The organism is Nocardia testacea NBRC 100365 (genome assembly GCF_000308775.1).
GTDB classification, from domain to species: domain Bacteria; phylum Actinomycetota; class Actinomycetes; order Mycobacteriales; family Mycobacteriaceae; genus Nocardia; species Nocardia testacea.
Genome location: NZ_BAGJ01000011.1, coordinates 166,805 through 185,115 on the forward strand (window position 1 = coordinate 166,805; position 18,311 = coordinate 185,115).

Below are 18,311 nucleotides of genomic sequence, written 5' to 3' on the forward strand. Positions count from 1 at the left end.
CACCATGACCCAGAATCGGACTCAGAGCACCAGGGCCTATCGGCGGGTCGCCGCCGCGGTCGACGCGGTGTGCGCGATCGCCGCCGATGCCGACGCCACCACACTCGAGGAAGTGGTGGACGCGGTGGCCGCCGAACGGGGCCGCCCGATCGAAATCGCCGACGCCGACCTCGGTCCCGGCGTCTGCGGCCAGCGTCGGTACTACCCGACCAAGGACATCATCGTGCTCGCCAGCGCGCTGCCGAGCCGGGACCATACGCTGGCCCACGAGCTGGGGCATATCGTCTTCGACCACGAGGGCGCCCCGGCCCCCGAGGTGACATTGGAGGTGAGCGACGAGCTCATCGCCTACATGCTGAGTCAGCGTGCCCATCAGACCGCGCTCGAGGACGGTGAGGACGACCAGTCCGAATGGGAGGCAGAAACTTTCGCCGCCATGCTGATGACGCGGCTGCGCGTGTTCAACAGCCGGGGCGCGGGCGTCTCGGTCCTTCGATTCGATGAGGCTCTGGGATGACGTTCTGGTTGACCGCCCTGATCGTCTGGATCGCCGCGGGTGCGCGGGTGGGGCGGGTGCTCGTCAAACCCGCGACCACCGCGCGGGTGGCGATAGTGGTGGCCGTTTCGGCGGTGGCGTTGGCCTGTACCGCGGCGGTGCCCGATGTGGCGCTGGCCGTCGACAATCTGCTGCCCGGCGGGTTGCCGCCGGGTCCGCTGTCGGAGGGACTGGTGGTATCCGCGTGGCTGCTCTTCGCCGCCGCTACCTCGGTGGTCGCCTCGGCGGCCTGGCCCGTGGTCTCGCGCCGTAATCTGCGCCAGATCGCCGGGGGCATATACGGAACCTGGCTCTTCGTCGTCGCCGGTACCCTCAGCGCGTCGTTCGCCACGGGCTGGGCGGTCATCGCGGCGGCCGGTGTCTTCATCGTGGTGACCGGGCTGCGAAATCTGAGCTGGACCGCGCTCGGCCGGGGCATCGCTGTCTACGTCACCGGGACCGCGCTGGTGGTCGCTCTGGCCGCGTGCCAGGTGCGACGGGAGGTCACCGGCGCTACTCGGCCCGGGCCGGGCGAGCCGGCCTGGGCCTGGCCGTTCTGGCAGCTGGCCGCGCTGCTCGTCGCCTTCGGCGCGGTGTGGATCGTGGTGGAGATGTGGGTGCGGGCGCGGTTGCTGCTGCGCCGGGTGCGGACCTTGCACACAGTGCTGGTCGAACGCTTCCCGGAGGTCGTCCAGGAGGAGACGGGGACATCTACCCAGCTCAAGGCGTCGGATCGGGTCGCGCAGATCATGGACGCGATGTACCTGCAGTCGGGCGGCGGTGTCGAGATCGCTGCTGCCGGAGAGCCTCCCGCTGCGGTGTCCGCCCGTGCGGAACGGGTGGCGCAGTGGGCCCGGAACCCGATGGGCCGCGCGGTGGTGGACTCTCGCTGGATCGCACCACCGGAAGGCATCAGCCCACGCGGATGGGCGCAGGCGATCGCCGCGGCGTTCGAAGCACAACCGGAACCGACCGAGCGCCCAACGGTCACGGTTACGTAGTTGCCCAAGGTATGCGGTACACCCGTTACGTCACTGTGATTATCCCCGGCGCGGCTCGGTAATCGTGCCGGGCGGTCGGTCTGTATTCTTCCGTGCCGCGGAACTTCAAGGGTTTCACGAGCTCCGCCGGAGGAAATTTTCCCGTCCATGGGAACACTGTGTATGGATTTCCCCGGCGCAGACGTCGGCGCGGTGCGACCCTCAGGGAGATCGCACCGCGCCGACGATGCCTGCTATTCGGTGCCGTCCGGCGGAATTTCGGGCAAGCCTTCGCTCGCGCGCAGTTTTTCCGCCATGGAGGTGAGCAGGTTCTGCGACTCCTCCGACAGGTCGAAGGCTCGGCTGGACAGCCGGCGCAGACCGTAACCCTGTAGCTGCGATAGAAGTTCCAGATCGTGGTCGATCTTCGCGGCGTAGATGTCGTTGAAGAAGTAGTCCGGCTTCACCTTGAAGAACTTCGCCAGCGCCGCAACCGTCTCATCGGAAGGATTCGTACGCTGGCCCGACCGTAACTGCGACAGATACGGTTTGGAGATCGGATGACCGGATGCCGTCAGGGCGGCCGCTACCTCTGCATTGGTATGCGGCTTACGCCCCGGGGGATGCACGGTTTCGAACAGCTTGTTCAGCCGCGCCGCGAAATCAGCCATTGTGAGCCGCCCAATTCCCTTCACTGTACTAACAGTCGTTATCTCGGATACCTATCATTGATATTAGCGGCTCAGTAGCTGAAAACCTACGCCTGAATCAGGATTTCCTTGAAGCTTCCAGGCGCATATCAGGGGAAGTGGACCGTGGTACCGCGTTTGCGGGTTGCCCGCACCGGACTTGTGGACCTCTGATACGGCCAGGTAGCCGCCCGTCGCAGGGGTCTTCCCGGGCGGGTGGCCAGTAGCCTCTGGATAGCTGGTATCCCTTCCGTAGTCGCGCCGGAGCCATTGTGTGGCGTACGACACGTCTGCCGAAAGCTGAGATGAACGTTCAACCTACCGGTTCGAATTTGTGATGGACACCGGGCCCGTGCGGGTGCGGCTGGGATCCCGCACAGGCCTGGTGTCCTGTTGTATTAGGGAATTCGGCGATCTCCTACAGGCGTTCGATGATCGTTCCTGTCGCGAGTGCGCCACCGGCGCACATGAGAACCATTGCAATGTTCCGGTCGGAACGTTCGAGTTCGTGCAGGGCCGTGGTGATCAGGCGGGACCCGGTGGATCCGACGGGATGACCCAGGGCGATGGCGCCACCGTTCACATTCACCCGATCGAAATCGGGCTTGTGTACCTGGGCCCAGGACAATGCTACGGAAGCGAACGCCTCGTTGATCTCGAACAGATCGATATCGCCGATGCTCATACCGGACCGCTCCAGCAACCGGCTGCACGCCTGGACCGGGCCGTCGAGATGGAACTCCGGTTCGGAGCCGACCAGGCACTGGGTCACCACCCGTGCCCGCGGCCGCAATCCTTCGCGCTCGGCGGCCTTTTCGTCCATCAGCAGCACCGCCGCGGCGCCGTCGGAGATCTGCGAAGACGTTCCGGCGGTGTGGATTCCGCCCTCCAGTACCGGCTTCAGTTTCGCCAGGCTCTCCGCGGAGGTCTCCCGCAGACCCTGGTCGCGGCTCACCTCCTGTTTCTCCCCGGTCGGATTGCCTTCTTTGTCGACGACGGGTGCGGTGACGGTGAGGACCTCACGGTCGAACCGGCCCTCGGCCCAAGCCTGGGCGGCCAGGCGCTGGGACCGCACGCCGAGCGCGTCCACGTCCTCGCGAGTGATCCCGCGCCGCTTCGCGATTCGCTCGGCCGCCTCGAACTGGTTGGGCATATCGATATCCCAGGAGGCGGGCCGGCGCGGGCCGGCCTGGTCGCCCACGTTGGCGCCCAGCGGCACCTGGCTCATCGCCTCCACGCCGCACGCCACGCCGATATCGATGGCGCCGGTGGCGATCAGGCCGGCGACGAGATGGTTGGCCTGCTGGGCCGAACCGCACTGCGCGTCGATGGTCGTGGCGCCCACCTGCCACGGCAGGCCGGCGGCCAGCCAGGCCGTGCGGGTGATGTTGTTGGACTGGGCGCCGGCCTGGGTGACGCAGCCGCCGATGATCTGTTCGACCTTGGCGGGGTCGAGGTGGGCGCGATCGAGCAGCCCGCGCTGGGCCAGGCCGAGGATCTCGGCGGCGTGCAGTCCGGACAGCCAGCCGTTGCGTTTGCCGATGGGGGTGCGAGCTGCCTCGACGATAACGGGATTGCCCATCATGAACCTTTCGTTTCGGACATAAAACTGTAACGTGTTCCGCACATGGCACGAGGCCTGATCAGTCCACTTTCTTTCCTCGTTCTCCCGCCTGTGCTTCAATGATTGTAGAACGTGTTTCAGTTTGTCGAAGGAGACATCTGGTGGTGGATACGCGCATGGCCCGGCCGAACCTGCCGGACGGGTTCGACGTCACGGACCCCGACATGTACATGCAGCGCATACCGGTCGAGGAGTTCGCCGAACTCCGGCGTACCGCACCGATCTGGTGGCAGGAGAAGTCGCCGGAGGTGGGCGGATTCCACGACGACGGCTTCTGGGTCGTTACCAAGCACGCCGATATCAAGGAGGTGTCGCGGCGCAGCGATGTGTTCTCGACCTTCGAGAACACGGCGCTGCCGCGCTTCAACGACGATATCGAGCGCGAGCAGATCGAACTGCAGCGTTTCATCCTGCTGAACATGGACCCGCCCGAGCACACCCGGATGCGCAAGATCATCTCGCGCGGCTTCACCCCCCGCGCGATCAACTCGCTGCGTGAAGAGCTGTCCAAGCGCACCGAGGCCATCGTCAAGGCCGCTGCCGAGGCCGGGTCCGGTGATTTCGTCACCCAGATCGCCTGCGAACTGCCCCTGCAGGCGATCGCCGAACTCATCGGCGTCCCGCAGGAGGACCGGATGAAGGTGTTCACCTGGTCCAATGAGATGACCGGCTACGACGATCCCGAGATCGACGTGGACCCGGTGCAGGCCTCCACCGAGCTGCTCGGATACGCCTACGCGATGGCCGAGGCCCGTAAAGCCTGTCCGGCCGACGATATCGTCACCACCCTGGTCGAAGCCGATATCGACGGTGAATCCCTCAAGTCCGAGGAATTCGGCTTCTTCGTCATGCTGCTGGCCGTCGCGGGTAACGAGACCACCCGCAACGCCATCACCCACGGCATGATCGCCTTCCTGGAGAACCCGGATCAGTGGGAGCTCTACAAGAAGGAACGCCCCAAGACCGCGGCCGACGAGATCATCCGCTGGGCCAGCCCCATCACCACCTTCCAGCGCACCGCGCTCGAGGACACCGAACTGAACGGCGTCCAGATCAAGAAGGGCCAGCGGGTCCTGATGGTCTACCGGTCGGCGAATTTCGACGAGGACGTCTTCGAGAACCCGATGAAGTTCGACATCATGCGCGAGGACAATCAACATGTGGCGTTCGGCGGTACCGGCGCGCACTACTGCATCGGCGCCAACCTGGCCAAACTGGAGATCGACCTGATCTTCAACGCGATCGCCGACCATATGCCCGACATCACCAAGCTGGGCGACCCGAAGCGGCTGCGGTCGGGGTGGCTGAACGGCGTCAAGGAGTTCCAGGTGGACTACAAGACCTGCCCGGTCACCGGTAAGACCGGAAGCTGACGCTCGCGACCGACCGCTGTTCCGGCCCCGCGTGACCACGGTCCGCGGGGCCGGACTCTTTCGGGCCTCCCCGGCGAATTCTTGCCAGATCGTCGGCCGGTCATCGGCGACGACGGGTTCCTCCGGGCCGACGTCGCAGTTTTCGTCGTCCCGCTGCTCTGGGGCAAAACTGAAGGATTCTGCCCCGCACACCCGGTGGTGTGCGGGGCGGGACCGTACTGCGGAAGCGGCCGCGCCGGGAGGGAAACCGGCCGGCCGCCGCTCAAGTGGCCGGTGCGGCCGTCGCCATGGCCCGATCGACCTCCCAGAACGCGCGCAGCGCGAGGATCTTGCCGGCTTCGTCGACCTTGTAGGTGAACACGCCCTCGGCATCGATGCGGTGGCCCCCGACAACGCTGCGGATGGTGCCGGTGAACGCGACCTCGGCGCCGCAGGCGAACGAATCACCGAACAGGAATTCGATGGAATCCGTCGCGGCGATCGCTTTGTCCCAGAACGCCCCGATGGCCTCCGGGCCACGGTGGCCCTTGCCTTCGGGGTCGAAACCGGACGGGCCGATGGGGTCCTCCACGATGCCGTCCGGAGCGAACAGCGCGAGCCAGGCGTCCTTGTCCCGGGCACGCACTGCGGCTTGGGAGGCGAGCCCGGCCGCGCGGGCGGGATGTTCCTCGCTGCTCATCGGTTCCTCTCGGCAAGCCGGTGTGCCACCACTTCCGTGGCGGCACACGCGGAAGTCAGTTGATCGGGTTCTGGATGTACTCTTCGGCGAATTCGCGCAACGCGTCCTTCTTGGCCTCGAGCTCACCGTCGAAGCCGATACCCGCTGCCAGCCAGGGGATCACGATCGCATCGGTGACCCCGGCGTCGTACTGCTCCTGGTAGCCGTCGCGGCCGAACTTGTCGATGCAGACCGCCTGGATCTCGAACGGCACCTCGGCCCGCCCGTATTCGGCGCGGAGTTCACCGAGCCGGGCGATGGTGGTCTGCAGATCGTCGAACTTCATCATGGCCGAGGTCCAGCCGTCCCCGACCTTCGCGGCGCGGCGCAGTGCCACATCGGTATGGCCGCCGATGTAGAACGGGACCGGTTCGCTCGGTGCGGGACTCATCTGCAGTTCGTCGAAATCGAAGAACTCACCGTGATACTCGACCGTGCCACCCGCGAGGACTTTCTTGATAACCTCGATCATCTCGTCCACGCGGGCGCCGCGGCGCGCATAGGGCACCCCGCACCATTCGAATTCCTCCGGCGCCCAGCCGATCCCCACCCCGAACCCGAACCGGTTACCGGACAGGTTCGCCACCGACCCGACCTGACGGGCCAGCAGCAGCGGATTGCGGGAGCCGAGTTTGAGCACATTGGTGTAGAAGCGCAGCCGGGTGGTCACCGCGGCCATGGCTGTCGCGGCGATGAGCGGATCCACCCACGGAGTGTCCGGACCCCAGAAGCGGCTGCCGTCGGGGGTGTACGGGTACTTCGCCGCCTGGGATTTCATGTAGAACAGCGAATCCGGCAGGGCGATCGAGGTGAATCCGACCTCTTCCGCGGTCCGGGCCAGTTCGGGCAGCTGGTCCAGCGGGCTCAGCGCGATACCGAGGCTGAACTGCAGCGTCATGGGCGTTCCGATCCGACGACCCACATGGAGAAGTACTGCGAGCCGCCGCCGTAAGCGTGGCCGAGCGCCTTGCGGGCATTGTCGACCTGGTAGTCGCCGGCCCGGCCCATGACCTGTTTGGCGGCCTCGGCGAACCGGATCATGCCGGAGGCGCCGATCGGGTTCGAGGAGAGGACACCGCCGGACGGGTTCACCGGCAGGGCGCCACCGATCTCGGTTTCGCCTTTGTCGGTGAGTTTCCAGCCGTCACCGGGGGCGGCGAACCCGAGGTTCTCCAGCCACATCGGCTCGAACCAGGAGAACGGGACGTAGATCTCGGCGGCGTCGATCTCGGCCAGCGGATCGGTGATCCCGGCCTGGGCCCACAGCGCCTTCGCGGCCTCTTGGCCGGCCTGCGGGTTCACCTGGTCGCGACCGGCGTAGGCCAGCGGTTCGGTACGCATGGCGGTCGCGTGGATCCAGCCGACCTTCTTGCCCGACGCCTCCACCGCGGCCGCCGATTTCTCGCCGCCGATGACCACGGCACAGGCGCCGTCGGAGGAGGGGCAGGTCTCGTCGAACCGGATGGGATCCCAGAGCATCTGGGAGGCCAGCACTTCGTCGGCGGTCTTGTCGCCCTGTTTGAGATGGGCGTACGGGTTCTTGGCCCCGTTGCGCCGGTCCTTGGCCGCGACCATCGCGCCGATGTGCAGGGGCGCGTTCGAGCGGCGGATATAGGACCGCACATGCGGAGCGAAGTAGCCACCGGCACCCGCGCCGACCGGCATGGTGAAGGGGACCGGGATCGACAGCGCCCACATGGCATTCGATTCCGACTGCTTCTCCCAGGCGATGGCGAGCACCTTCTCGTGCACCCCGCCCTGCACCATACTGGCGGCCACACAGGCGGTGGAACCGCCGACCGAGCCCGCGGTGTGCACGCGCAACAGCGGTTTCCCGGGTGCGCCCAGCGCGTCGGCCAGGTACAGCTCGGGCATCATCATGCCCTCGAACATGTCCGGCGCCTTGCCGATGACGATCGCGTCGATATCGGCCATGGTCAACTCGGCGTCAGCCAGTGCCCGGTCGATCGCCTCGCGGCACATCCCGGCCATCGAGACATCGCTGCGCTTGGCGACGTGATGGGTCTGTCCGGTGCCCAGCACCGCGGCGGGGAAACTCATCGGCCGGCCTCCTGTGTCATGCGGGACACCCGCACCCGGTCGGCACAGCGAATGGCTGCGCAATGGTGATTCACTGTGCCTCCGAGTTCAAAACGGTCACAAGGTTCTGCTGCAGGGCCGGGCCGCTGGTGGCATGTGCCAGGGTGCGGCCCGCGGTGCCCGCCATGATGGGCAGCGCGGCGTAGCCGATGCGCTCCAGCCCGGTGGCGAACATGGGATTGCCGGCCAGCGCGCCGCCGGACGGGTTGACCTTCGTCTCCGGTTTCAGGCCGAGTGCCTCGGTCAGGATGAGCTGCTGGTGGCTGAACGGCGCGTGCAGTTCGGCGACGTCGATACCGCTGGTGTCGCCGGTGGTCACCGCCTGTCCCGCGGCGGCCGCCGACGGGGAGGTGGTGAGGTCGCGGGCGCCCAGCACACTGGAATCGATCCGGTGGGCCATCCCGGTGATCCACGCGGGACGCTCGGTCAGTTCGCGGGCGCGGTCGCCGACCGCGAGCACGATGGCCGCGGCGCCGTCGGTGATCGGCGCGCAGTCGTGTTCCCGGAGCGGGTCGGCGACATAGGGGTTGGCGAGCAGCTCGTCGACCGATTTCCCGTCGACGGTGTGCGCGGCCGAGACCGCGGCCATATCGCGCTCGGTCCAGCGGCCGGCGTCCAGACCTGCCCGGGCCTGCAACCCGGCGATGGCCAGGGAATCCGGCCACAAAGGCGTAACCAGGTATGGGTCGAGCTGGGTGGACAGCACCTGGCGCAGCGTGCTCGCGGAAGACTTCCCGAACCCGTAGACCAGGGCGGTTTTCGCCTGGCCGGTGCGCAGTTTCACCCACGCTTCGTACAGGGCCCAGGCGGCGTCCATCTCAACATGGGATTCGTTGATGGGCGGTACCGCGCCGATCGAATCGATGGCGGAGATGAACGAGAAGGACCGCCCGGCCAGGTAGTCCGACGATCCGGAACACCAGAAGTCGATATCGGACTTGGTGATACCGAGCTGGTCGTAGAGCTGCTGGAAGCAGGGCACCAGCATCTCCACCCCGTTGGTGGTGCCGTAGGTCTCCGACACATGCGGTGCGTGCGCGAAGCCGACGACGGCGATCTCGGTGGCGTTGTCGATGGAACGCTCGGTGATGGTCACGCGGGGAGCCCTCTCACAGGTGATGCTTGTAGGTGTCGTAGTCGGCATCCGGCTCGCCGGTCGGCTCGAAGTGGCTGATATTGGCCATGGTGTAGCCCCACTCCTCGCGCGGCTTCCAGACCACCTTGACCCGCATCCCCATCCGCACCTCGCTCGCGTCACAGCCGAGCACGAGGTGCAGGAAAGGGATATCCGCGCCGTCGAGCAGGACATACGCCGCCACATACGGTGGCTTGATCCGCTGCCCCAGGAACGGCACGTTCACGATGCAGAAAGTGGTGACCGTAGCGGTCTCGGCCAGTTCGACCGTTTCCGCGGTGGACCGGCCGTCCATGGGGTCGACTCCGCGCGGCGGGAAGTACACCTTGCTGTTCGCGTCGGCCCGCGCGCCGATGAGCTTGCCCTCTTTCAGGCCGCGCAGGAAGGTGCTCTCCTCGGGAGACGCGGTGTGTTTGTAGTCCATCCCGATCGGGGTGGTGATGATGGTGACCGGGTCGGCGTCCGAGGCCGGGGCCGGCTCCGCCGTCGGGGTATCGCCGGGCTCGAAGCAGACGATGTCGTGGATGGTGCCGGTGAGTTCGGCCGCCCAGCGGGCGGTCACCCGCAGGCCGGTGCTGATCTCGTCCGGGCGCTGTACGTCCACCGCGTGCAACAGCGCGGTATCGGCGCCGTCGAGCTGGATCAGCGCGTAGGCGAAGGGCCGGTCGAAGGGCTGGCCGGGCAGTGGGTCGCGGACCCAGGTCCACGACTTCACCGTGCCGGTGGCGGCGACCTCGACGAACTCCGACAGCGGTTCGGCGGTCACCGGGTCGAATTCGGCCGGTGGTACGAGCACCCGGCCGTCCGAACCGCGGATACCGAAGATGCGTCGTTCGCGCAGGCCGGTAAGGAACTTGCCGATGATGGGTCCCACGGAGCGCGTGTAGTCGAACTCCATCCGCAGGGGCGCACTGAGCACATCGCTCGGTTTCAGTCCCGGCGGGCGTTCCTGCGTAATTACCGTGGGTGCAGTATTCCCCTGAGTCACGATATCGAGTAGAACAGGTTCTTATTCTGCTGGCAAGCAGTAGGCCGGAAAGGGGTCGGATGTGAAGTTCGGATTGCAGCTCGGATACTGGAGCGCCGGGCCACCGGAGCATGCCGCGGAAGTGGTCGTCGCCGCGGAGGAGGCCGGGTTCGACGCGGTGTTCGCCGCCGAGTCCTGGGGGTCGGACGCGTTCACGCCACTGGCCTGGTGGGGTTCGGCGACCCACCGGGTACGGCTGGGGACCTCGGTGGTGCAGCTGTCCGCCCGCACCCCCACCGCCACCGCCATGCACGCATTGACCCTCGACCATCTCAGTGGCGGGCGGGCGATTCTCGGCCTCGGCGTCTCCGGTCCGCAGGTGGTGGAGGGCTGGTACGGGCAGCCGTTCGCCAAACCGTTGCAGCGCACCCGCGAATACGTCGATATCGTGCGCAAGGTGCTGGCCCGGCAGGGTCCGGTGACCAACGACGGGCCGAACTATCCGTTGCCCTACAACGGCGTGGGCGCGACCGGTCTGGGTAAACCGCTCAAACCGATAACCCATCCGCTACGTGCGGATCTGCCGATCTGGCTGGGCGCGGAAGGGCCGAAGAATGTGGCGCTGACCGCGGAGATCGCCGACGGCTGGCTGGCCATCTACTACACGCCCCGCATGGCGGATGTGTACAACGAATGGCTGGACGAGGGCTTCGCCCGGCCGGGTGCCCGGCGTTCGCGGGCGGACTTCGAGATCGCCGCGACAGCGCAGGTGATCATTACCGACGATCCGGCGGCCGAGATCGAACGGATGCGCTGGATCACCTCGCTCTACATCGGCGGGATGGGCGCACCGGAACTGAATTTCCACGCGCAGGTGTATCGCCGGATGGGCTACGAGAAGGAAGTCGACGAGATCGGCACGCTCTTCCAGGCGGGCAAGAAGGCCGAGGCCGCGGCCGCGGTGCCGGACGAACTGGTGCTCGAGACCGCGATCATCGGCAACGAGACCCAGGTGCGGGAGCAGATTGCTGTGTGGGAGGCCGCCGGGGTCACCATGCTGTTGGTTTCGGTGCCCGATGTGGAGCAACTGAAGCGTTTGGCGCCACTCGTCGGAACCCGGTGAACTTGTTCCAGAATTGCTCTATCTACCGATACCCGCCGGAGGCGCCCGGTGGGTATCGGGTCGCACCCGCGATGCCGATATCCGATACCGGACCCGCACCGGGCACGAAATCGACGGGGCCCGTTCCGGCCGGTTCGATCGACCCTCACCACTCGGAGATTTCCCCGCCGCTGCCCCGGCGTCATATGTGGTCGGCGCCCCTCGGCACTGGGTAGGACTCGTTTCGGATTCGGCTTGGAGAAGCTTCCCTGGCGGTGTGCAGTGGTGCGGCCAGGTCGAGACGGCCATGGACGAGGGCACCCGGAATACCGGTGAGTCGGTGATATCGGCTGCTCGGTGACGATCAGCCGATATCACCCCGAGAGGTCGTTTCCCAGGGATTGATGATGGTGAGGCCGAGGTCGGTGAAGTCTTCGACGTTCCGGGTCGCTACGGGACAGTCGTTCGCGAGGCAGATCGCGGCAATCTGTGCATCCGCATACCCGATCGGCCGACCTCGGCGACGACGTTCGGCGACAACTCGACCGTAGACACGCGCCGCGCGGAAATCGTAGGCCTCGACCTCGTCGCCGAATTCGTCGAATAGTTCCGCCGCCAATGTGGCCAGGCCCGCCCTGCGAGACCCCTCGGGCAAATTCTCGATGCCTGCCCAGATCTCGCCGATGGTGACTGTGCTGATCGTGACGTCGTCGGAGTTCTCCAGCCAAGTCAGGACGTGGCTGTCGGGGGTGGGTCTGAACAGCTCGGACACCACGTTCGTATCGGCGATGATCACAGCTGTGCCGCTCCGGCCTCAGGCTGTTCCGGGATATCCAGCTCGGCTGCGTAGAGTCGGCTGCGCTCGTAGAGTTCGTGGAGTAACCGTTTCGGGCGCACCGCCGCGGCGAGTATGTCCCGGGCCTCGGCTTCCATGCTCCGTCCATGCGCGGCGGCTCGCCGGCGCAGGCGCTCCTTCACGTCGCTGTCCAGGTCGCGGATAGTTATCGTTGCCATGCAATCAATGCTATCAGTGATTGCATGGGTCGGCGATTGCCTGGACGGAGTGAGATTCTCTCTTCGGCCGGCCATTCTCGGTTGCGCGAGGCGCTCCCTGTTGTCGGTTCCTTGCCCGCGCTTCCCGGGCATGATCAGGGCTATCCGCACCCGTCGCCAAGATGCTCACAATCTCTCTCGGGAGCTATTGACCGAGACCGAAGCGCAATCCAAGTGGATCGTCCCACTGATCCGTGGACGACCTACGCCAGTCGAGTTCGAGTGCTCATCCGCACAGTGCGTGGGTGAGCAAGCCGCGGATGTCCACGGTGGCGGGTGTACCGGTGTAGGTGACGGTGACCGCACGCCCGACCGCGGTGGCACCGGAGATGGCGGAGAAACCACGCACGCTGCCTACGTGGCCGATATATTGTGTACCGCAGGGTAATTGGGTGTAGCCGACGCCGAGCCCATAGGACATGCCGTCGCCTTTGCTCATATCGCTTCCATCGAGCATCTGCTCGAGTTGGGTCCGCGGCACCACCTGTCCGGCCAGCAAAGCGGTGAAGAACCGGTTCATATCGGCGCCCGTGCTCACCAGCGCGCCCGAGGTCCACGGCAGCGACGGCTCAATCCGCGTCTGGTCGGTGACGATGCCGTCGATAGTGGCATAGCCGGTCGGATGAGGCTCGCGCAGACCGGTTTCGCCGGTCGCCGGTAGGTATGTGTCCTGCATGCCCAGCGGAGTGAGGATGCGGTCGCGCAGTTCATCGGCTTAGGAGCGTCCGGTCACCGCCTCGATCAGCATGCCGGCGACGATGTAGTTGGTGTTGGTGTATTTGAATCGGCTACCCGGGGTGAACTGTGCGGGGTGCTGCAGCGCGAGTGCGATCTCCTGTGCTGGGGTGAAGGTGCGACCGGTGCGCGCCGCCTCGTACTCATCGGTCTGCGGGGAGTAGGCCGGTTCGGGTATACCGCTTCGATGTCCCAGGATCTGGCGGACGGTGATGACGTGTCCGTCTACGCCGTCTCCGGCGAGCAAACCGGGTAGATATTCCTCGATCGGCCGGTCGAGGTCGATCTTGTTCTCAGCCACCAGTTGCAGCGCGATCGCGGCGGTGAAGGTCTTGGTGATGCTACCGATCCGGACATGCTCGGGCGGATCGGTGGGCATCGAGGTCCCCGCAGCGATATCTGCCAGGCCGGAGGCCACGACGGTGGTGGCACCGTTGTCGGTGAGTGTGGCAATAGTCCCGACAGCACCCGAGCCGACGATTGCGTCGAGGTCGCCGCGTGCCTTCTCCACACGGGCAAGGGCAACCGTAGGTGCGGTGGACTCTGCCGAACGCGTTGTGCAGCCGGCGAGGAGCGCCGCGGTTGTGCAGATCGAGAGGACGAAGACTCGTTTGTGCATGATTCGACGGTAGGGATGCGAGGTCGGCAAGCACATCGGGCTGCGGTGCCACAGCACATAGGACCGGGGTACCGGTCTCTCGGATCATCGTCGAGTATTGACATGATGCCGACGACGAGTACGTCGAAAAGCCCAGTAGCCGGAGTACCCGGTCTCAGGCCGGTTCGCCTGCCGGTTCCTCCGTCCATTCCGGCGGCAGACCGAACAGCGGGAACAGGCGCTCGGTATCGAGGAAGAAATTGAGCCCGGTGATCACGCCGTCGCGCATCTCCAGGACCGTGATCGACCACGGCAGCCAGCGGCCTGGCTCACCGCTCGGCTTGTAGTGGCCGAACGCGGGATGGCCGTTGGCGCCGGCCAGCGGCACCATACGTGAGCCCCGGCAGGCCGCACCGGTACCGAGCATGAACGCGGCCACGTTCTCCGGGCCGGAAACCCAGAGGTCGAAGGGCGGCATGGACAGCGCCACATCGCTTTTCAGCAGCGCGGTGAGCGCGTCCATATCGTAGGACTCGAACGCCGTGACGAAATTCTCGACGAGTTTGCGCTGGTCGTCGTCGGATTCGTCGTAGGTGTCGGTATCGGCGGGCTTGACCTTGCTCATGGTGGCGCGGGCGCGCTGCAGGGCACTGTTCACCGAGGCGGTGCTCATGGTGAGTGCCTCGGCGGTCTCGTTGGCGGAGAAGCGCAGGACCTCGCGCATGATCAGGATGGCGCGCTGCGTGGCGGGCAGATGCTGGCAGGCTGCGACGAATGCCAGGCGCAGGCTGTCCTTGGCGGTGGCGTGCTCGGCGGGGTCGGCACCGAAGGCGAGCGAGTTGGGGATGGGCTCGACCCAGACGTAGTCCGGCTGCGGGGCCGGCAGCGGGCGGTCCGGTGTCGAGGGGCCGGACAGATCCATCGGCCGGGCGCGGCGCTGCGGGCCGTCGAGCATATCCAGGCAGATATTGGTGGTGATCTTGTAGAGCCAGGAGCGCAGGCTGGCCCGGCCCTCGAAGGAGTCGTAGGACTTCCAGGCCCGGGTGAACGCGTCCTGGACGGCGTCCTCGGCTTCGAAGGACGACCCCAGCATGCGGTAGGCGTAGGCACACAGTTCCCGTCTGTGCACCTCGAAAGATCTCATGACATCGGCATCGACTGTGCTGGTCTGCTCGCTCATGCGTGCCACTGTGGCACAGGGCACCGACATGTGAACAGAGGATGAAACGCGCCGTTTTCGGTCGGCTTCCCAGGCGTATCACCAGGCCCGGTTGCCACAGTCCGCAGCGCACCGGCCGGCTGCCCTCGCCCGCACTGTCGGCTTCGGTCGAGTCTCCGTTCCGCGGGCGCAGGTTCCGCGGCCGGTGGTGATCGTCGTTTCGACGGAATCTGTCCGGCACCGATGATTTTCCGGGATGGCCCGCGTCCGAACCTTTGCAGCCGGCGAAACGCAGACCACCCTCCCGAAAGGATCGACACCGTGAGCAGCAAGATGATTTTCGTGAACCTACCCGTCACCGACCTGGGTCGGTCCAAGAAGTTCTACGAGGCGCTCGGGTGGAAGGTCAACGACGATTTCACCGACGACAATGCCGCCTGCATCGTGGTCGACGACAATATCTGCCTGATGTTGCTGACCCATGGGCATTTCGCCACCTTCAGCCGACGGCCGATCGCCGATACCCGGGCCGCCACCGGCGCCGCCTACGCACTGTCGCTGAGCAGCGCCGAGGAGGTCGACCGGCTGACCGCGGCCGCGGTGGCCGCGGGCGGTACCGAGGAGATCAATACGGACAAGCAGGCCCAGGAGGCGCAGGTCGGGATGCACGGCCGGACCTTCCTGGACCCCGACGGCCACCAGTGGGAGCCGTTCTACATGAATTACCCCGGCGTGTAGGCGTAGTGCGCTCACACGAACGCCCCGGCCGACAACCGTCGAACGGGGCGTTCGGTGTTTCGGTGGCCCGACGCCGGCCGCTGGAACCGGCCGGGCCGTGTATCGACCGGACGCACCGAGCTGTGCTCGGCCCGCACCCGGCTTCTATTTACCGCTGAAGTTGGGCTTGCGCTTCTCCTTGAACGCCTTGGGGCCCTCCTTGGCGTCGGCGGATTGGAAGACCGCCATACCGAGTTTGGCGTCGATCTGGAAGGCCTCTTCCTCGGGGATGCATTCGCTGTCGCGGATGGTCTGCAGGATCGCCTGCACCGCGAGCGGGCCGTTGGCCGCGATGAGGTCCGCCAGTTCCAGCGCCTTGTCCAGCGCTTGGCCGTCCGGCACGACATGGCCGATGAGACCGATGTCCTTGGCCTCGGCGGCGCTCAGATGCCGGCCGGTGAGCAGAATATCGGCGGCAACCGTGTAGGGGACCTGACGGACCAGCCGGACCGCGGAGCCGCCCAGCGGGAACAGACCCCAGCGGGCCTCGGACACCCCGAACTTCGCGCTTTCGCCCGCGACCCGGATATCGGTGCCCTGCAGGATCTCGGTTCCACCGGCGATGGCCGCGCCCTCGACCGCCGCTATGAGCGGTTTGGTGAGCCTGCGGCCCTTCAGCAGCGCCTCGATCTTCGACAGGTCCCAGCCCCCGCCCGCGAACGAATCACCAGGATGCTGCTGGGTCATGCCCTTGAGGTCGGCGCCCGCGCAGAAGGCCCCGCCGGCGCCGGTCAGGATCGCGACGCGAATGTCGGGATCACTGTCGACCTGATCCCACGCATCGCGCATGATCGCCATCATCTCGGTCGAGAGCGCGTTGCGCGCCTCGGGGCGGTTCATGGTGACGATGAGGACATGGCCGCGCTTCTCGACGAGGCATTGAGGCATCGTTGTTTCTCCTGTTACTCGGACCCTTGCCAGAAACAGTAACACGTTCTATTTTTGACCTTGTGACGTACAACATAGCCGACCTCGTCGAACACACCATCGACCTTGTGCCGGACCGGGTTGCGCTGGCTGACGACCACCGCTCGGTGACCTTCGCCCAATTGGAGGACCGGGCGAACCGGCTGGCGCACTACCTGCTGGAACACGGTGTCCAGCCGGGCGACAAGGTCGGTATCTACTCGCGCAACACCATCGAGGCCGTCGAGTCGATGCTGGCGGTGTTCAAAGCGCGGGCGGTGATGGTGAACGTCAACTTCCGCTACGTCGAGAACGAGTTGCAGTACATCTTCGAGAATTCGGACATGGTGGCGCTCATCCACGAGCGGCGCTACACCGACAAGGTGGTGAACGTCCGGTCGAAGGTGCCGCATCTGAAAGCGGTCCTGATCGTCGACGACGGCACGGACGCCGCCACGCCCGCGGACGCGGTGGAGTACGAAGCGGCCCTGGCGGAATCGTCGGGTGAACGCGATTTCGGCGATCGGTCCAACGACGACATCTTCATGATCTACACCGGCGGCACCACCGGTATGCCCAAGGGCGTCATGTGGCGGCACGAGGACTGGTGGCGGGTGCTCGGCGGCGGTATCAACTTCATGACCGGTGAGTATGTCCAGGACGAATGGCAGCAGGCCAAGACCGGCGCGGCCGGCGGCCAGATGGTGCGTTACCCCATTCCGCCGCTCATCCACGGCGGTTCGCAGACCGCGGTCTTCCACGGCCTGTTCGACGGTGGCAAGACCATCATGATCCCGGAGTTCGACGCGCACACCGTCTGGCAGGCCGTGGACGCGCACGGCATCAACATGATCTTCATAACCGGCGACGCCATGGCCCGTCCGATGCTGGACGCGCTGAAGGCGGGTCATCCGGAAACCGGTGAGCCCTACCAGCACACGAACCTGTGGGCCATGGCCAGCAGCGCGGCCCTGTTCTCGCCCGCCCTCAAGGACGAGTACATCGACCTGCTCCCGAATACGGTGATCACCGATTCGATCGGCTCCTCGGAAACCGGTTTCGGCGGTATCTCCATCGCCGCCAAGGGCGCGACGCACACCGGCGGTCCGCGGGTGAAGATCGACGCGTCCACCGCGGTCATCGACGAGAACGGCAAGCCCGTCGTCCCGGGATCCGGGCAGACCGGTGTGCTGGCGCGCAAGGGTCATATCCCGATCGGGTACTACAACGACCCGGTGAAAACCGCGGCGACCTTCAAGGAGTACGACGGCGTCCGCTACTCCATCCCCGGCGACTGGGCCCGGGTGGAGGAGGACGGCACCGTCACCATGCTCGGCCGTGGCTCGGTCAGCATCAACAGCGGTGGCGAGAAGATCTACCCCGAAGAAGTAGAGGGCGCGCTGAAATGCCATCCCGAAATCTTCGACGCGCTGGTGGTCGGCGTCCCGGACGAGCGCTGGGGACAGCGGGTGGCGGCCGTGGTGCAGTGTCGCGGCGACAAACGCCCCACCCTGGAGGAATTGCGCCCGGTGCTGACCCGGGAGATCTCCTCCTACAAGCTGCCCCGCAGCCTGTGGTTCGTGGACGAGATCAAGCGGTCGCCGGCGGGTAAGCCCGACTACAAGTGGGCCAAGGCGCAGACCGAGGAGCGTGACGCCGACGAGCACGGGTCGGCGGGTAACGCTTCCTGAGAGCGATCGGGCGCAGAAGGGCCGATGGATGATCAGCGGTCCTTCTGCGTGTGTCCGGCGATCTATGCTGGTTCGGAAACGATTCGGAACTGGAGGTCGCCGTATGGAGCAAAACGCCGACGACGCGCGGGTGAATGTTTCCGATGAGCGTTCGCGGTTGTTCGATCGC

17 protein-coding genes and 1 pseudogene are annotated in these 18,311 nt (G+C 66.0%); 6 read left to right on the forward strand and 12 right to left on the reverse strand.

All coding sequences use genetic code 11. From position 1 onward, the window contains the following. Nucleotides 1–4: 4 nt before the first annotated feature. Nucleotides 5–517: an ImmA/IrrE family metallo-endopeptidase gene (locus tag ON38_RS02285; RefSeq protein ID WP_039822028.1), complete on the forward strand. Its 513-nt coding sequence runs from the start codon at nucleotides 5–7 to the stop codon at nucleotides 515–517. Then, nucleotides 514–1,536, forward strand: a complete 1,023-nt coding sequence (locus ON38_RS02290; RefSeq protein WP_039821886.1) for a hypothetical protein — start codon at nucleotides 514–516, stop codon at nucleotides 1,534–1,536. The genes ON38_RS02285 and ON38_RS02290 overlap by 4 nt, the downstream gene beginning before the upstream one ends. A gap of 233 nt (nucleotides 1,537–1,769) precedes the next feature. Here the strand turns inward: ON38_RS02290 and ON38_RS02295 are convergent, their stop codons facing one another. After that, on the reverse strand, nucleotides 1,770–2,186 hold the full coding sequence (locus tag ON38_RS02295; protein WP_011207048.1) for a helix-turn-helix domain-containing protein: 417 nt from the start codon (nucleotides 2,184–2,186) through the stop codon (nucleotides 1,770–1,772). A gap of 436 nt (nucleotides 2,187–2,622) precedes the next feature. Beyond that, nucleotides 2,623–3,786, reverse strand: coding sequence for a steroid 3-ketoacyl-CoA thiolase (locus tag ON38_RS02300; RefSeq protein ID WP_039821887.1), 1,164 nt, complete (start codon nucleotides 3,784–3,786; stop codon nucleotides 2,623–2,625). 158 nt (nucleotides 3,787–3,944) lie between these two features. Between ON38_RS02300 and ON38_RS02305 the strand changes: the two genes are divergently transcribed. After that, the gene (locus tag ON38_RS02305; RefSeq protein WP_039821888.1) at nucleotides 3,945–5,201 is read left to right on the forward strand and encodes a cytochrome P450; all 1,257 of its coding nucleotides are present in this window, start codon (nucleotides 3,945–3,947) and stop codon (nucleotides 5,199–5,201) included. A 262-nt stretch (nucleotides 5,202–5,463) separates the two neighbouring features. Here ON38_RS02305 and ON38_RS02310 read toward each other — a convergent pair whose 3' ends face one another. From ON38_RS02310 to ON38_RS02330, 5 genes are all read right to left on the reverse strand, one after another. Then, nucleotides 5,464–5,880, reverse strand: coding sequence for a nuclear transport factor 2 family protein (locus ON38_RS02310; RefSeq protein WP_039821889.1), 417 nt, complete (start codon nucleotides 5,878–5,880; stop codon nucleotides 5,464–5,466). A gap of 55 nt (nucleotides 5,881–5,935) precedes the next feature. Continuing rightward, nucleotides 5,936–6,811 carry a TIGR03619 family F420-dependent LLM class oxidoreductase gene (locus ON38_RS02315; protein ID WP_039822030.1) on the reverse strand — a complete coding sequence of 292 codons (876 nt, stop codon included), beginning with the start codon at nucleotides 6,809–6,811 and terminating at the stop codon, nucleotides 5,936–5,938. Nucleotides 6,812–6,813: 2 nt separating this feature from the next. Then, nucleotides 6,814–7,980, reverse strand: a complete 1,167-nt coding sequence (locus ON38_RS02320; protein WP_039821890.1) for a thiolase family protein — start codon at nucleotides 7,978–7,980, stop codon at nucleotides 6,814–6,816. A gap of 70 nt (nucleotides 7,981–8,050) precedes the next feature. Further along, nucleotides 8,051–9,115 (reverse strand): thiolase family protein, encoded by a 1,065-nt coding sequence (locus ON38_RS02325; protein ID WP_245563859.1) that lies wholly within the window; start codon nucleotides 9,113–9,115, stop codon nucleotides 8,051–8,053. A 13-nt stretch (nucleotides 9,116–9,128) separates the two neighbouring features. After that, nucleotides 9,129–10,142, reverse strand: a complete 1,014-nt coding sequence (locus tag ON38_RS02330; protein ID WP_373281183.1) for a Zn-ribbon domain-containing OB-fold protein — start codon at nucleotides 10,140–10,142, stop codon at nucleotides 9,129–9,131. Nucleotides 10,143–10,203: 61 nt separating this feature from the next. Between ON38_RS02330 and ON38_RS02335 the strand changes: the two genes are divergently transcribed. Further along, the gene (locus ON38_RS02335) at nucleotides 10,204–11,244 is read left to right on the forward strand and encodes an LLM class F420-dependent oxidoreductase (RefSeq protein ID WP_039821892.1); all 1,041 of its coding nucleotides are present in this window, start codon (nucleotides 10,204–10,206) and stop codon (nucleotides 11,242–11,244) included. 343 nt (nucleotides 11,245–11,587) lie between these two features. Here ON38_RS02335 and ON38_RS02340 read toward each other — a convergent pair whose 3' ends face one another. The 4 genes and pseudogenes from ON38_RS02340 to ON38_RS02350 all read right to left on the reverse strand — a co-directional run bounded on the left by ON38_RS02340 (nucleotide 11,588) and on the right by ON38_RS02350 (nucleotide 14,789). After that, nucleotides 11,588–12,019 carry a type II toxin-antitoxin system VapC family toxin gene (locus ON38_RS02340; RefSeq protein WP_039821894.1) on the reverse strand — a complete coding sequence of 144 codons (432 nt, stop codon included), beginning with the start codon at nucleotides 12,017–12,019 and terminating at the stop codon, nucleotides 11,588–11,590. Continuing rightward, the gene (locus ON38_RS37325; protein ID WP_083872127.1) at nucleotides 12,016–12,237 is read right to left on the reverse strand and encodes a FitA-like ribbon-helix-helix domain-containing protein; all 222 of its coding nucleotides are present in this window, start codon (nucleotides 12,235–12,237) and stop codon (nucleotides 12,016–12,018) included. Before ON38_RS37325 ends, ON38_RS02340 begins: the two co-directional genes overlap by 4 nt. 265 nt (nucleotides 12,238–12,502) lie before the next feature. Then, nucleotides 12,503–13,666 (reverse strand): annotated as a pseudogene (locus tag ON38_RS02345) (serine hydrolase domain-containing protein). Between the two features lie 118 nt (nucleotides 13,667–13,784). Beyond that, nucleotides 13,785–14,789 carry a sigma-70 family RNA polymerase sigma factor gene (locus tag ON38_RS02350; protein WP_039821896.1) on the reverse strand — a complete coding sequence of 335 codons (1,005 nt, stop codon included), beginning with the start codon at nucleotides 14,787–14,789 and terminating at the stop codon, nucleotides 13,785–13,787. A gap of 300 nt (nucleotides 14,790–15,089) precedes the next feature. Here ON38_RS02350 and ON38_RS02355 point away from each other — a divergent pair, with 300 nt between their 5' ends. Then, on the forward strand, nucleotides 15,090–15,506 hold the full coding sequence (locus tag ON38_RS02355; RefSeq protein ID WP_083872129.1) for a VOC family protein: 417 nt from the start codon (nucleotides 15,090–15,092) through the stop codon (nucleotides 15,504–15,506). A 144-nt stretch (nucleotides 15,507–15,650) separates the two neighbouring features. Here ON38_RS02355 and ON38_RS02360 read toward each other — a convergent pair whose 3' ends face one another. Beyond that, the gene (locus ON38_RS02360) at nucleotides 15,651–16,433 is read right to left on the reverse strand and encodes a crotonase/enoyl-CoA hydratase family protein (RefSeq protein ID WP_051164274.1); all 783 of its coding nucleotides are present in this window, start codon (nucleotides 16,431–16,433) and stop codon (nucleotides 15,651–15,653) included. 62 nt (nucleotides 16,434–16,495) lie between these two features. On the opposite strand from ON38_RS02360, the gene ON38_RS02365 reads away from it, so the two are divergent. Further along, nucleotides 16,496–18,142, forward strand: coding sequence for an acyl-CoA synthetase (locus tag ON38_RS02365; RefSeq protein ID WP_039821898.1), 1,647 nt, complete (start codon nucleotides 16,496–16,498; stop codon nucleotides 18,140–18,142). The last annotated feature ends 169 nt before the right edge of the window (nucleotides 18,143–18,311 follow it).